This is a genomic window from Streptomyces sp. NPDC006365, assembly GCF_042870755.1.
GTDB lineage: Bacteria > Actinomycetota > Actinomycetes > Streptomycetales > Streptomycetaceae > Streptomyces > Streptomyces xiangluensis.
In genome coordinates this window covers 142,827-156,925 of the sequence record NZ_JBIAHS010000006.1, presented here as the reverse complement: position 1 = coordinate 156,925, position 14,099 = coordinate 142,827, and the positions used below count along the sequence as shown (strand labels likewise).

Sequence of the window (14,099 nt, the reverse complement as noted above, 5' to 3'; positions counted from 1 at the left end):
AGACGTCAGCTGACGAGGACGGACACCTTCCGGGCCGCCCGCAAATAGTCGAGTACCAGTGGGCGGTGGTCGTCGGCGCGGGCGGCGAGGGCGAGTCTGCTGGGTGACAGGCCGTGGACCGGGCGGGTGACGACTCCGCCCAGGCTGATCAGGGGCGCGTTCCCGGCCGCGACCAGGCAGACGCCACGGCCGTCCACCAGTGCCTCGTACGTCTCCTCCGTGCTGGCGATCTCCGCTCCGATACGCGGCGGGCCGCCGGGCCGTTCGTCGAGGGCCAGCCAGTACTCGCGCAGCACGCCCGCGCTCTTCGGCAGGGCGAGGAACGGTTCGTCCAGCAGATCGGCGAAGTCGACGGACTCGCGCGCCGCGAGGGGGTGCGTCTGGGGCAGGGCCACCAGGCGTGGCTCCTCGGCGACCACGACGTACGTATAACGGTCGAGGGCGGGGACCGGCAGCCATACGTACGCCACGTCGACCGAGCCGTCCGCGAGCCCGGCGGTCGGGTCCTCCCAGCCGGTCTGCCGCAGCCGCAGCGTGGCTTCCGGACGCGCTTCGGTGAACCGGGAGCGGATGGCCGGAAGCAGGCCGCCCCGCGCGGGGCTCGTACTCATGCCCACGACGAGGACGGCGGCCTGCTCGGCCTTGGCCCGCTCCATCGCGTCCCGGGCCTCCTCCCAGTCGGCGAGGACCCGACGGGCGTACGGCAACAGCGCCGCGCCCACCGGTGTCAGCCGTACCCCCTGCCTGTCCCGCTCGAACAGCGGCGCTCCCAACTGCCGCTCCAGCGACCTGACTTGCTTGCTCAGGGCAGGCTGCGAGACATACAGCCGCTCGGCGGCCCGCGTGAAATGCAGTTCCTCGGCGACCGCGACGAAGTACCTCAGATCCCTGCCGTGCACGTCCATAACCAACGGTTATCACGACAGGTCTTGGACGGGCGACCGGGTTCACGGACAGGCTTGTCGGCACAGGGAGTCGACGCGCGAGGAGCCTGAGATGAGCAAGGTATGGCTGGTGACCGGGGCTAACAGCGGCTTCGGGCGGGCGATCACCGAGGCGGCGGTCGCGGCGGGTGACGTCGTGGTGGCGACGGCGCGCCGTCCGGCCGCACTGGACGATCTGGTCGCGGCCCATCCCGACCAGGTGGAGGCGGTGGCCCTGGACGTCACCGACGCGGCTCGGATCGACACGACCGTGCGGGACGTGGTGGAACGGCACGGGCGGATCGACGTGCTGGTCAACAACGCGGGCCGCAGCCATGTCGGCGCCTTCGAGGAATCCACGGACACCGAGCTGCGGGACCTCTTCGACGTGCACGTCTTCGGACCCGCCGCCCTGGTCCGCGCCGTGCTGCCGCACATGCGCGACCGCCGCTCCGGGGCGATCGTGCAGCTGAGCAGCATGGGCGGACAGATGTCGTTCGCCGGATTCTCCGCGTACAGCGGGACCAAGTTCGCCCTTGAGGGCATGTCGGAGGCGCTGGCGGACGAGGTACGGCCGTACGGCATCAAGGTGCTGATCGTCGAGCCGGGTGCCTTCCGTACGGGATTGTTCGGCAACATCAGCGCGAGTGCGGAACTCGATGCGTATGCCGAGACGGTGGGGCCGACGCGGCGGATGGTCGCCGCCGGTGACGGCAGCCAGCCCGGTGATCCGGCGAAGGCGGCCGCTGCGATCCTCGCGGCGCTGAACGCCGAGCAGACTCCGCTGCGGCTTCCCCTGGGCGACGACGCCGTGGATGCGGTGGTCGGCCACCTCGACGGGGTCCGTGCGGAGATCGCCGACTGGGAGAAGGTCACACGGGCGACCGCGTTCAGCGACTGAAGGATTCAGTGGCCGAAGCCGAGTTCGGTCGCGATACCGCGGGCTTCCCGGGCCCAGTCCGCCAGGAAGGCCAGCACCATGCCGCGTTCGCGGTAGCGGTGCTCGGCCTCCACGGCGCGGCTGCCGCCGTAGTCGAGCTGTTGGGCGTCGCCCGCGCGGGACAGCATCAGGGCGGTGAGCCAGTCGTACTTCACCGCGGAGGCGCACACGCCGAGCCGGACGAGCCGTTCGTCGCCCTGCCAGCCGCTGTCGCGCAGGCCGCGTACGTAGCCCTCGTAGACGGCGGTCGCGAGTTCGGGCAGCCGGGCGGCGGGCAGGAACCCGTCGAAGATCGTGTCGGGGATGTAGTTGCCGATGTCCTCGCCGAGGGCGCCGTCGCCCGCGAACGCCCAGTCGAACAGCACGCTTCGGCCGTGGTGCGAGACGAGGTTGGCGGGCCACTGGTCGAGGTGGCTGAAGACGCGGGGCAGCGACTCCATGACCCGCAGGAACCACTCGCGTTCGTGGCGCAGCCGCACCATCTCCTCACGGAGCCCGGCGGGGAAATGGTCGCGCACCAGCGGCTGCCGCCACGCCACGTCGTCGTCGAGCAGCTCGCGGCCCACCGTCTGGGCGGCGGTGTAGTCCCGCAGGAAGCGGCGGCTGAACCAGGGCCGGTCGAGGACCACGCCATCCATGCCGTCCATGCCCTCCACACCGTCCGCGCCGTCCGCGCCGTCCATGCCCTCCGCGCCGTCCGCGCCGTCCGCGAGCGCCCTGCCGTGGGCCGCGCCCAGCCGCCGCGCGTGCCGGGCGTGGGCGTCGACGGACCATCCCGTGGCCGGTTCGCCCGCCACATCCTCGAGCCACAACGCCACGTCGCCGTCGGGGCGTTCGACGGAGGCGAGCAGCTTGGGCGCGGTGATCCCCCACGGCTCCCAGGTCCGGGCGATCCCGTCCTCGTACACATGTGCCTCGCGCCGCCAGAAGTTCCAGTGCCGCGGATCTTCCGAGGCGGCCCAGGTCGGGGTCGTGGGCTTCCCGCGGGTCAGCACCTTCAGCACGGCCGACCGGTCGGCGACGCGGACGCGCCATACGCCTCCGGTGACGCCGTTCTTCGGGTTGTGCGTGAGGGGCTCGAACTCCGCGCGGTCCAGCGGGACTTGGAATATCGTTCGGACTTCGTCCGCGAGCCGTGGGAAGAGAGGGGCGGCGGCCTCAGGCATGCGGTGATCATAAGCGGCGGGGCGGGAATCCGCAGCCTCCCCGCCGGCCACGCGGCCCGCCGTGGCGGTGGGTTGAGCGAGGGAGTCGCAGGACGACGGCCCCCTGCATCACGTGAACCACGTGGAAGGGAAGCGAGGGTCGGGGAAGTACGCGCAGAAGGCTCCCGTGCGGATGGTGCGGTCGAGATGGTCGCCGAGCGGTGGGCAGGCGTCACGGATGCGGTCGATGGCCTTGCGCAGGGCTTGGGTCACCGCGGCCCGGGCCCGCTCGGACGCCGCGCCGGCACGCCGGTCGCGTCCGCCGAGTCCGACCGCCCGGGCGAGTTCATTGATCAGGAAATCGCGTTCGAACTCGGCCTGTGCCTGCCTGGTCATGTCGCCCGCGACTTGGGCTTCTTCGATGTCGTCGTCGATCTCGGCGAGCCGCCGGCGGTACATCTGCTTGGCACGGTCGTCCAGGAGGGGACCGGCGTCGCCGGAGCGCAGAAGCCTCCCCGTGGCGGTGGGGTCGTCGCTGTCGGCTGCGACGAGGTCGAGGACATGGAACTCCCGGCCGGGCGCGGCGAGCAGCCGGGCGAGGTGGTGCATGCCCTTGCTGTCGCGGACGGTCACGCGCCGACCGTCGAAGACGACCCTCCAGTAATCGGCCTCCCGGACGAACGTGTTCGGCTCGGTCGTCGCCGACTGCGATGGGTCGGTCGTCGCCGTCTGCGACGGGGCGTCCGCGGGTGCGGTGGCGATCCGTTCGAGCTCGGCACGCGCCGCCTCCCGCTCAAGCGTTTCGGCCTGGGTGCGGCCCAGGTCGTGGTGGGCATCCGCGAGGCGAAGCCGGCACTCGGCCGTCTCAAAGGGCGCGCCGATCTCGCTCCAGGCGCGGACGGCGTCGGCGAACAGCGCCGAGGCTCCGGCCGCGTCGCCCTCGGCGAGGAGGACCTCGCCCCGTGCCCGCAGCGCTGACGCGGCGAGCGCGTTGCTGGCGAAGCGGACGGCCACGTCGTCGAGCTCGCGGGCCGCGGCCCGCGCCGTCTCCAGGTCGAGGCGGGCACTGGCGATCTTGACCTGCGCGTCCAGCAACGGCGCCCGGCGCAACTCGGTGGTGGGGGGAAGTTCCTTCGAAGGAACCGGCAGCGGCCGGGTCAGCGCCTCGCGGATCGTGGCGGCCGCCGTGTCGGCGTCGCCGTCGGCGAGTCGGACGAGCGAGAGTCCTGGTTCGGGATCCCATCCGAGGCGATGGGCGGCGAGCAGCGCCTCTTCGGCGCCGGTCAGATCCCCGCGCCGCAGCCGGATCCGGGCCAGCTCCGTCAGCGGCCAGCCCAGCTCGCGCCGGACATAGGGACGCAGCTCGTCGCACGCGAGCAGTACCTGCTGCTCGGCGTTGGCGCACTGGCCCCGCAGGCGCAGGATCTCGGCCCGATGCACTCGGCACCGGCCGTGCAGGCTGCCGATCGCGTTCGTGCGCGCCCACCGCTCCATCGCCTCGGTCCACTGCTCGGCCAGGTCGTACTGGGCCAGGCCCTGCAGCGCACACACCAGCTCGCAGTAGACGACCCCCGTCGAGAGCGGGTCGAGGTCGCCGGACATCGCCGCCGCGCCCGCGTCGTCGAGGAGTTCCAGCCCCCGCTCGATGTCGCCGTCGAGAATCACCAGCCGGGCCTGGGCCACACGCCCGACCGCCGCTGCCGCCGGATCGGTGTGCGTGCCGGTCTCGACCGCCCGCCCGGCCCAGTCCCGAGCGTCGTCGAGGTCGCCGCTGAGGAGACGCTCGAAGGTGCGCACCACCGCGAACCATGCGTGCGCGGGAGTCTCCGACGCGGGATCGAGATCGAGATCGAGGAGGTGTTCGGCGCGACGGAGCCATCCCCGCACCGGTGCCATGAGGGCGGTGTCGAGCAGCAGGTGCATGGCCACCCGAACGGCCGCTCCGGCCGCGCCGTTGGCCTCGCCCAGCCCGGCCAGCTCGCTGTGGAGCCGCTCCCACGTCTCGATCGTGACATCGAGATGCCCCGCGGCATACGCGACGTCGGCGAAATCGGCGAGCTCCTCAGGGCCGAGCTCGCCCGTATTCCGGGCCGCCAGGTAGGCGTCGTAGGCGTCCGCCCACGCGCCGCGGGCCGCGGCGTCCCTGGCCCGCTCCAGCGCGGCCCCGTCGCCGGTGGCATCGGTCACGAACACGTTCCTTCGATCCCGGGGGCGAGGCGGTTACGGCGGTAACAGTCTCGCTTACGCCTTCTTGGTGAGCCATGACAGTCGAGGAGGACGCCATGAACACCCTCACAGTGAACGACATCCAGATCGAATGCGAGGTCCGCGGGTCCGGCGAGCCGGTGCTGTTCATCAGCCCGGTCCTCGCCGACGGGTTCGTCCCGCTCGTCACCGAGCCGGCCCTCACCGGCCGCCGCCGGCTCATCCGCTACCACAAGCGGGGATGGGGCGGCAGCACCCACACCTCCGGGCCGGTCACCGTCGCCGACCACGCCACCGACGCCATCGCGCTGCTCGACCGCCTTGGCGTGACCCGCGCCCACGTGGCCGGGCACTCGAGCGGCGCGGCGGTCGCCGCCCAGCTCGCCCAGGACCACCCCGACCGCATCGCCACGGTCGCCCTGCTGGAGCTGTCCCTGTTGTCGGTGCCCGCCGGCGAGGGGTTCTTCGCACAAGCGGCACCGGCGTTCGAGGCGTACGCCGACGGGGACGCCGAACGAGCCCTCGGGCTGTTCATGTCCGTCGTCAGCGGGATGCACTGGGAGCGCTGCCGGACGTTGCTCGAAACGCGCGTGCCGGGCAGCGTCGCGCAGACGGTCAAGGACGCCGACACCTTCTTCGGTGTCGAACTCCCCGCCCTGACCGAGTGGCGGTTCGGCCCCGATCATGCCGCGGCGATCAGGCAACCGGTGCTGTCCGTGCTCGGGAGGAACACCCAGCGGTTGTGGGTCGAAGTCGCCGAGTTCCTGCGTTCGACCGTGCCCGACATCGAGGAACGCGTCATCGACGGTGTGGGCCACCTCCTCCACATCGAACGGCCTCAGCCGGTCGCCGATGCCCTGGCCCAGTTCCTGGACCGTCACCCGATCACGTCCTGACCGGGCCGGTCGAGGCGTCTTCCCAGCGGACGGCGAGTCGTTCGGAGTGGTGTGGGAGGGAGAGGGCCCGCTCGACGACGTAGCGGACGTAGCGGAAAAAGTCTCGAGCGGACGACGAGGCGTCCCTGCTACCGTCCCCGGCATGAAGCGCGCCCACATGACGACGACGCCGGAGAGTGTCCCGGCGCGCTGACCGATGTCTGAGTCCGAAGCCCCGGGGCGAGTGCCCCGGGGCTTCGGCTTGTGCGGTCACTCGCCCGGAGCCCACCGCGAGGAGACCGCCATGAACGACCACCGCAAACTCGGGCGTGAGCTCGGCCTGTTCGACACCGACCCGCTGATCGGAGCAGGGCTGCCGTACTGGCTGCCTGATGGCGCGGTCGTACGGCACGCCCTGGAGGAGTACATCCGCACCGTCGAGCGAAAGGCGGGCTATCGGCATGTGTACTCGCCGGTGCTCGGCAAGCGGGAGTTGTACGAGATCTCGGGGCACTGGTCGCACTACAGCGACGACATGTTCCCACCGATGGAGCTGGGCGGGGAGCAGGTCGTGCTGCGGCCGAGCCTGTGTCCCCATCACGCGGTCATCTATCGCTCGCGCTCGCACAGTTACCGCGAACTGCCCCTGCGTATGGCCGAGTTGGGCGGCATGTACCGCTCCGAGCTGTCCGGTGTACTCGGCGGGCTGACCCGCGTACGGGCCATCCAGCTCAACGACGCGCACATCTTCTGCACCGTGGAGCAGGTGGCGGAGGAAGCAGAGGCCGCCCTGGAGATGATCCGCCGGGCATATGAGGCGCTCGGTATCAGCCCGGCGCGCTACCGGCTGTCCCTCCCCGGCCCCGGTGGGAAGTACGTCGCCGCCACCGAGTTGTGGGAGCGGTCGACCGCGCTGCTGACCGACGTCCTGGACCGATCGGGTCTGCCGTACGAGGCTGCCGAGGGCGAGGCCGCGTTCTACGGGCCGAAGATCGACGTACAAGTCACCGACGGCGCCGGCCGGGAGTCCACCCTGTCCACCGTCCAGGTCGACTTCCACCAGCCGGAGCGGTTCGGCCTGCACTACATCGGCGCGGACGGTGCGAAACACCGGCCCGTCATGGTCCACCGCAGCATCATCGGAAGTGTCGAGCGGGTCGTCGCGCATCTCATCGAGGAGCACGGTGGCGCCTTCCCGGCCTGGCTCGCGCCCACCCAGGTGGCGATCCTTCCCGTCTCCGCCGCCGAGTTGCCGAACGCCGTCGCGCTCGCGGGGACTTGTGCCCGGCGCGGACTGCGGGCCGAGATCGCCGGACCGGAACGCGGCAGCCTGGGCGCCCGTGTCCGGGAGGCCCGCCTCGTGCCGTACCAGGCGGTGATCGGCGCCAAGGAGGCCGCCGATGATCTGGTCGCGGTGCGTCTGCGGGACGGTCGACGCCTCGATCCGCTGCCCGTGGGGGAAGTCCTCGCCCGGATCGCCGCCCTGGTCGGCGCCCACCGCACCGACCTGTGGGACGGCGCGCCCCGCTGAGGCCGCGTCCGAGCACGAACTCCGCGGACTCCTGACGGAGAGCAGGCGCGCAGCCGCGGTTTCGAGGTGCTGAAAGCATCGTGAAACCGGGCTGAATGCGCCCTGCCGCAACCTCTGCGTCATGACGACAACGACATCGCACTCACTCGCCATCGCGGCCAAGGGGCTGCGCAAGGCCTACGGGGACAAGACGGTCCTCGACGGTATCGACCTGGCGGTACCGGCCGGCACCGTCTTCTCTCTGCTCGGTCCGAACGGCGCCGGCAAGACCACCGCCGTCAAGATCCTCTCCACACTGATCACCGCCGACGCCGGCGATCTGCACGTCGGCGGCCACGACCTGGCCGCCGACCCGCAGGCCGTGCGTGCCGCGATCGGCGTCACCGGGCAGTTCTCCGCTGTTGACGGCCTGATCACCGGCGAGGAGAACATGCTCCTCATGGCGGATCTGCACCTGCTCTCCCGCAGCGAGGGCCGCCGTACCGCCGCCGAACTCCTTGAGCGCTTCGACCTGGTGGAGGCCGCGAAGAAGCCCGTCTCCACCTACTCCGGCGGCATGAAGCGCCGTCTCGACATCGCCATGACCCTGGTCGGCAACCCGCGGATCATCTTCCTCGACGAGCCGACCACCGGACTCGACCCGCGCAGCCGCCACAACATGTGGGGGATCATCCGCGAACTGGTCTCCGACGGCGTCACCGTCTTCCTCACCACGCAGTACCTGGAGGAGGCCGACGAACTGGCCGACCGCATCGCGGTGCTGAGCAACGGCAAGATCGCCGCCGAGGGCAGCGCCGCCGAACTGAAGCGGCTCATCCCGGGCGGGCATGTGCGGCTGCGGTTCACCGACCCGTCCGCGTACCAGTCCGCCGCCGTCGCCCTGCGCGAGGCCGGCAGGGACGACGAGGCGCTGGCGCTGCAGATCCCCAGCGACGGCAGCCAGCGCGAGCTGCGCTCCATCCTCGACTGGCTGGACTCGGCCGGCGTCGAGGCGGACGAGCTGACCGTGCACACCCCCGACCTCGACGACGTGTTCTTCGCCCTGACCGGCGGAACCAAGGTCCCCAACCAGCCCAAGGAGTCTGTCCGATGAGCGCCAGCGCCCTCTCCATTGCGGTACGCAACTCGAACACGATGCTGCGCCGGAACCTCCTGCACGCCCGGCGCTACCCGTCCATGACCCTGAACCTGCTGCTGACGCCGATCATGCTGCTGCTGCTCTTCGTCTACGTCTTCGGAGGTGTGATGAGCGAGGGCATCGGTGGCGGCGGCGCGGACCGCTCCGACTACATCGCCTATCTCGTACCGGGCCTCCTGATCATGACCATCGGCAGCACCGTGATCGGAGCCGCGGTCTCCGTCTCCATGGACATGACCGAGGGCCTCATCGCCCGCTTCCGCACGATGGCGGTCTACCGCGGCTCTGTGCTCGTCGGGCACGTCGTCGGCAGCGTGCTGCAGGTGCTCGCCAGCCTTGTCCTCGTCGGTGCCATCGCCGTGGCCATCGGCTTCAGGTCCACGGACGCCACGGCCCTGGAGTGGCTGGCGGCGTTCGGGTTGATCGCGCTGTTCACCCTGGCGCTCACCTGGATCGCGGTCGGGATGGGCATGGCCAGCCCGAACCCCGAGGCGGCCAGCAACATGGCAACGCCGCTGATCCTCCTCCCGCTCATCTCGAGCGCCTTCGTCCCCATCGACGCGATCCCGGGCTGGTTCCAGCCGATCGCCGAGTACCAGCCGTTCACACCGGCCATCGAGACCCTGCGCGGCCTGCTGCTCGGCACCGAGATCGGCAACAACTGGTGGATCGCGCTCGCCTGGTGCGTCGGCCTGACCGTGCTCGGCTACCGCTGGTCCACGTCGCTGTTCAACCGCGACCCGAAGTAGCCGAGATGATCGCGCGGGCTGCCTCGCGCAGCTCGTCCCGCCCCAGGGCGGCGTACTCCGACACCGCGTCGGCGTACGCCGCCCTGTCGGCCTCCTCGGCGGCCCCGACCGCCTGCCGGGCGCGGTCCGCCGACATCGTCGGCTGGAAATCGCGCAGCACCCGCAGCCGTTCGGCCAGCGCGATCATCCGTACGGCACCGGCGTCACCGGACGCGAGCCCCGCCATGCCGAGCGCGTGCAGCACCGTCCCGATCACAGGGAACTCCATGTGCGAGCCGGACGGACCGGAGAGCAGGGTCCGCAGCCCCTGCCGCAGCCGGTCGACCGGCTCCGCGACCAGCTCGAGACGGTCGGCGTATGCGTGCGCCGTCACCGCCACCGCCAGGATCTGCAGCACCCACCGGTCGAAGAAGGGGTCGCCGCCGTGGATCGAGTCGGCTTCGGGCAGCGGCTGCACGGCGCTGCGCCACAAGCCGAGCCCCACCTCCGTCAGTCCGCGGGCGAGCGCGATCTCGGCGCGCCCGAGGAGGTCCATGCTGTAGGCCTCCTGCTTCGTGGGGTCGGCGCCCTCCGCCTGCCGCAGCCAGTACTCGGCCTCGTCGGGGTCGCCCCGCTGCAGGCAGGCGAGGACGAGGGCCCAGCGGATGCCGATGAGGTCGTGCTCGTCGCCGAGCCGCGGCAGCGCCTGGAGCGCCGCCTTGAGGTGTCCGTATGCGGCCTCGCCCTGCTCCGTCTGCAAGCACAGCTCGCTCAGCCGGGCGTGACCCATGAGCTGCAGGAACGGGTTGTCGACCGGCGCCAGTGCGGCGATGATCCGCCGAGCCGAGGCGAGCGCGCGGTCGATGTCGTGCTCCGACTCCCAGACGTAGGTGGCGACGCACTCCGCGATGCCGGCGAGCAGTGGCTGCTCGCTCTCGCAGAGCTCGCGCAGCACTTCGTAGTCGGGCGGCAGCATCTCGGGGACCGCGCTCAGCACCACCCCGATGGCGCGCAGCAGCGTGTCCGGCGGGGCCGGGGGCAGCCGCCGGAGGGTGACGAGCTGGCGTATGGCGACCGGGCCGTAGCCCATGAACAGGCTCGTCGTGCACAACACCGCGGCGGAGCGGGCGACTTCGACGTATGCGGGCTCGGGGTGGTAGTGCGACAGCGGCGGGCCGGTGTCCGCGGCGAGGGAGGTGAGGCGGGGGTAGTTGGAGCCGATGGACCACAGGGCGGCGAGGACCGCGGTGAGGGCGGCGGTGGTGGGGCCGTCCGTACGGGCCAGGGCGAGCCGCAGGGCCAGCACGAGGTTGTCCTGCTCGGCCCTGATCCGCTCCAAGTCGATCAGCGGTTCCGAGCGGAAGAGCCAGTCGTGGTTCGCGACCCCGAAGTCCCGCGCCCAGGCGAGGAACCGGCCGATCGTCTCGTCCTCCTCACCCGCCTCCGCGCACCGGGCCGCGCTGAACTCGCGTACGGTCTCCAGCATCCTGAACCGCACGCCGGCGCTGGTGTCGGCGACGGTGAGCAGTGACTGATCGGCCAACTGCTCCAGCAGAAACAGCGCATCCTCACCGAGGACCTGCTCCGCCGCTTCGCCCGAGAAGCCGCCGGGGAAGACGGACAGCGTGCGCATCGCCGCCCTGGCCTCGTCGTCGAGGAGGTTCCAGCTCCACTCCACGACCGCGTGCAGCGTGCGGTGGCGCTCCGGCACGTCCCGCACCCCGCCGCGCAGCAGCGCGAACCGGTCGCCGAGGCGACGGGCGATCTCCTGCACCGAAAGGACTCGCACCCGCGCCGCGGCCAGCTCCACGGCGAGCGGCAGTCCGTCGAGGTGGCGGCACAGCTCGGCCACCGCGTCCGGCGGCAGCTCCACGCCGGGCCGGGCGGCCCGGGCCCGCTGCGTGAACAGCTCGACCGAGGTGTCGAGACCGAGCTCCGGCAGCGCGTACACCGCCTCCGAGGTGAGGCCCAGCGGGGCCCGGCTGGTGGCGAGCACCCGCAGGTCCTTCGAGGACGAGACCAGGGCCTGTACGAGGCCGGCGGCGCCCCGGATGACCTGTTCGCAGTTGTCGAGGACCAGCAGAGCGGGCCCGGAGCCGAGCACGCCGAGGATGCCGGACACCGGGTCGGCCGGGGCGTGGCCGCTCATGGCGCCGTGCCGCCCCTCGCCCGCGCCGAGCGCGGAGGCCACCTCCGCGGCCACGTCCGCGTCCGCGGTGACGCCGGCGAGCGGCACGAAATACACCACGCGCTGCTCGGCCCGGCGGCTGACGGCGTACGCGAGCCGGGTCTTGCCGAGGCCACCGGGACCGGCGACGGTGACGGCGCGGGAGACGCGCAGCCGCTCCACCGCCGCAATGTCCTCGTCCCTTCCCAGCAGCGGGTTCGGCTCGTGCGGCACGCCGTGCCGTACGGTGGGCGCCTCGCCCCGCAGCAACTCCTGCTGTACGACCTTGAGCTGAGCCCCCGGATCCGTGCCGAGCGTCTTGCGCAGCTCACGCCGGTACGCCTCGTACCGCATCAGCGCGGCGGACGGGCCCGCCGTCGCCGCTTCGCCGCGCAGCAGCTCGGCGAGCACCTCCTCGTCGCGCGGATACTCCGAGGCGGCCACGGCCAGCGGCCCGGCCGCCTCCGTGTGCCGCCCGAGCCGGGCGAGCGCGAGCGCCCGCGCGCGTACGAGAGCGGCGCGGACGGGGGCGCGCTCGGCGCGTAACACGGCTACTGGGTCGTCGGTGTCGCCGCCCCCGGCAGGAGTGCCCTCCCACAGCGCGAGCCCGGCCTCGGCCGCGGCCAGCGATCCCGCGTGGTCCCCTGCCCTGGCCCGGTCCGCTCCGGCGGCGGCGTGCAGCAGCAGGGCGGAGCTGTCGACCTGGTCCTCCGCGAGGTTGAGCCGGTATCCGGTAGGCGTGCTGACGACGGCATCGGCGCCCAGCTGCGCCCGCGTCCTGGACACCAGGACCTGCACCGCCTTGCCCGGCCGCTCCGGCAACTCGTCCGGCAGCCACAGCCCTTCCACAAGCCGCTCGATGCTGCAGCCCGTGCGCAAGTCGCCCGCGAGCAGCGCCAGGAGGCCGCGGAGCCGGGGCGCGGTGACCTCCTGTCCGCGATAGGCGACACGCGGCAGCAGAGTCAGGTCAGTGGTCACCCGTGCAGGTTAGCCAGGTCACGGCCCGTGGGTTGCCTCCGGCCGTTGGGCGGGGCGCCTTCCGGGCTGGCGGGTTGGGGTGCACGGGCGACTGCGGGTCCGTCGTGGCTGGTCGCTCCCCACTCTCGAATTCTCCCCCCACTCTCGGCTTCGCTCGAGCGGGGGGGACCCCCATGAGGGGGCCCCCATCGCGACGGAGCCGCATGTCCCGCGTAGCCGGCGCCCGCGATCAGCCAGAAGGAGAAGGCGAAGGAGAGGACGGCCACGACCAGATCGCCGGCCGGCCCGGCGGGGCGTACCCGCTCGCGGGACCGTGGGGAGAAGGGGGGAGGCGCGTGATCGTATCCCGCGATCCCATATCGTGGTCGATCTGTTCATGTACTGGACACACAGGGGCGTTTGCCCCCGCTTCGGTTAGCGTCGTTGCATGACCAGCGACGCCCCCTTCTCCGCTCCTCTCCTCGCCGACGCACTCGCCACGGGGACGCTCGTGCTCGACGGCGGCATGTCCAACCAGCTGGAGTCCGCCGGGCACGATCTGAGCGACGAACTCTGGTCGGCGCGGCTGCTCGCGGAGCGGCCCGAGGCGATCACCGAGGCGCACCTCGCGTACTTCGAGGCGGGTGCGAACGTCGCGATCACCTCCAGCTACCAGGCCACCTTCGAGGGCTTCGCGAGGCGCGGGATCAAGCGCGAGCGGGCAGCCGAACTCATGTCCCTGAGCATCGAGTTGGCCCTGAACGCGACGGAGGAGGCGCGCGCGAAGGGCGTCACGCGGCCGCTGTACGTGGCGGCCTCGGTCGGGCCGTACGGCGCGATGCTCGCGGACGGCTCCGAGTACCGCGGCCGGTACGGCCTGAGCGTGGCCGAACTGGAGGCCTTCCACCGGCCTCGCCTGGAGGCGCTGGCGTTCGTCGGGCCGGACGTCCTGGCTCTGGAGACGGTGCCGGACGCCGACGAGGCCGAGGCGCTGCTGCGGGCGGTGCGCGGGCTGGGGATGCCGGCCTGGCTGTCGTACAGCGTGGCAGGCGACCGCACTCGCGCCGGGCAGCCGCTGGAGGAGGCGTTCGCGCTGGCCGCCGACGTGGACGAGGTGATCGCGGTCGGCGTGAACTGCTGCGCCCCCGAGGACGTGGACGGCGCGATCGAGATCGCCGCCCGTGTCACCGGCAAGCCGGTCGTCGTCTACCCCAACAGCGGCGAGACCTGGGACGCCGAGGCCCGCACCTGGGCGGGCCGCTCCACCTTCGCGACCGAGGAGGTACGCGGCTGGCAGGAGGCCGGTGCCCGGCTGATCGGCGGGTGCTGCCGAGTGGGGCCGGAGGCGATCACGTCGATCTCGGGGGCGCTCAGGGCGAGTTGAGGTTACGGCCGGTCGGCCTTACGACCTGTTGACGTTCGGGGAACGGTCGCTCGTGCATGCTCCGGACCGGGCGTTCCCAGGGTGCCGTCCCGGAAAGAAGGCCGCC

At 71.9% G+C, this 14,099-nt stretch carries 10 protein-coding genes; 6 read left to right on the top strand and 4 right to left on the bottom strand.

What is annotated here, in order from left to right:
* Positions 1 to 5: 5 nt before the first annotated feature.
* Complete coding sequence (locus ACFYO0_RS19045; protein ID WP_388676948.1) at positions 6 to 905, bottom strand: LysR substrate-binding domain-containing protein; 900 nt, start codon at positions 903 to 905, stop codon at positions 6 to 8.
* A gap of 91 nt (positions 906 to 996) precedes the next feature.
* Here ACFYO0_RS19045 and ACFYO0_RS19040 point away from each other — a divergent pair, with 91 nt between their 5' ends.
* Positions 997 to 1,824 carry an oxidoreductase gene (locus ACFYO0_RS19040; protein ID WP_388676945.1) on the top strand — a complete coding sequence of 276 codons (828 nt, stop codon included), beginning with the start codon at positions 997 to 999 and terminating at the stop codon, positions 1,822 to 1,824.
* Positions 1,825 to 1,829: 5 nt separating this feature from the next.
* Here ACFYO0_RS19040 and ACFYO0_RS19035 read toward each other — a convergent pair whose 3' ends face one another.
* Positions 1,830 to 3,029: an aminoglycoside phosphotransferase gene (locus tag ACFYO0_RS19035; RefSeq protein ID WP_388676942.1), complete on the bottom strand. Its 1,200-nt coding sequence runs from the start codon at positions 3,027 to 3,029 to the stop codon at positions 1,830 to 1,832.
* Positions 3,030 to 3,137: 108 nt separating this feature from the next.
* The gene (locus ACFYO0_RS19030; protein WP_388676940.1) at positions 3,138 to 5,195 is read right to left on the bottom strand and encodes a transcriptional regulator; all 2,058 of its coding nucleotides are present in this window, start codon (positions 5,193 to 5,195) and stop codon (positions 3,138 to 3,140) included.
* A gap of 95 nt (positions 5,196 to 5,290) precedes the next feature.
* Here ACFYO0_RS19030 and ACFYO0_RS19025 point away from each other — a divergent pair, with 95 nt between their 5' ends.
* From ACFYO0_RS19025 to ACFYO0_RS19010, 4 genes are all read left to right on the top strand, one after another.
* Positions 5,291 to 6,109: an alpha/beta fold hydrolase gene (locus tag ACFYO0_RS19025; protein ID WP_388676937.1), complete on the top strand. Its 819-nt coding sequence runs from the start codon at positions 5,291 to 5,293 to the stop codon at positions 6,107 to 6,109.
* Between the two features lie 196 nt (positions 6,110 to 6,305).
* On the top strand, positions 6,306 to 7,619 hold the full coding sequence (gene thrS, locus ACFYO0_RS19020) for a threonine--tRNA ligase (protein WP_388676934.1): 1,314 nt from the start codon (positions 6,306 to 6,308) through the stop codon (positions 7,617 to 7,619).
* Positions 7,620 to 7,740: 121 nt separating this feature from the next.
* Positions 7,741 to 8,712: an ATP-binding cassette domain-containing protein gene (locus tag ACFYO0_RS19015; protein WP_388676930.1), complete on the top strand. Its 972-nt coding sequence runs from the start codon at positions 7,741 to 7,743 to the stop codon at positions 8,710 to 8,712.
* Positions 8,709 to 9,506, top strand: a complete 798-nt coding sequence (locus ACFYO0_RS19010; RefSeq protein ID WP_388676927.1) for an ABC transporter permease — start codon at positions 8,709 to 8,711, stop codon at positions 9,504 to 9,506. The genes ACFYO0_RS19015 and ACFYO0_RS19010 overlap by 4 nt, the downstream gene beginning before the upstream one ends.
* Here ACFYO0_RS19010 and ACFYO0_RS19005 read toward each other — a convergent pair.
* On the bottom strand, positions 9,487 to 12,630 hold the full coding sequence (locus tag ACFYO0_RS19005; RefSeq protein ID WP_388676924.1) for a BTAD domain-containing putative transcriptional regulator: 3,144 nt from the start codon (positions 12,628 to 12,630) through the stop codon (positions 9,487 to 9,489). The genes ACFYO0_RS19010 and ACFYO0_RS19005 overlap by 20 nt on opposite strands.
* Positions 12,631 to 13,057: 427 nt before the next feature.
* Between ACFYO0_RS19005 and mmuM the strand changes: the two genes are divergently transcribed.
* Positions 13,058 to 13,993 (top strand): homocysteine S-methyltransferase, encoded by a 936-nt coding sequence (mmuM, locus tag ACFYO0_RS19000; RefSeq protein ID WP_388676921.1) that lies wholly within the window; start codon positions 13,058 to 13,060, stop codon positions 13,991 to 13,993.
* The last annotated feature ends 106 nt before the right edge of the window (positions 13,994 to 14,099 follow it).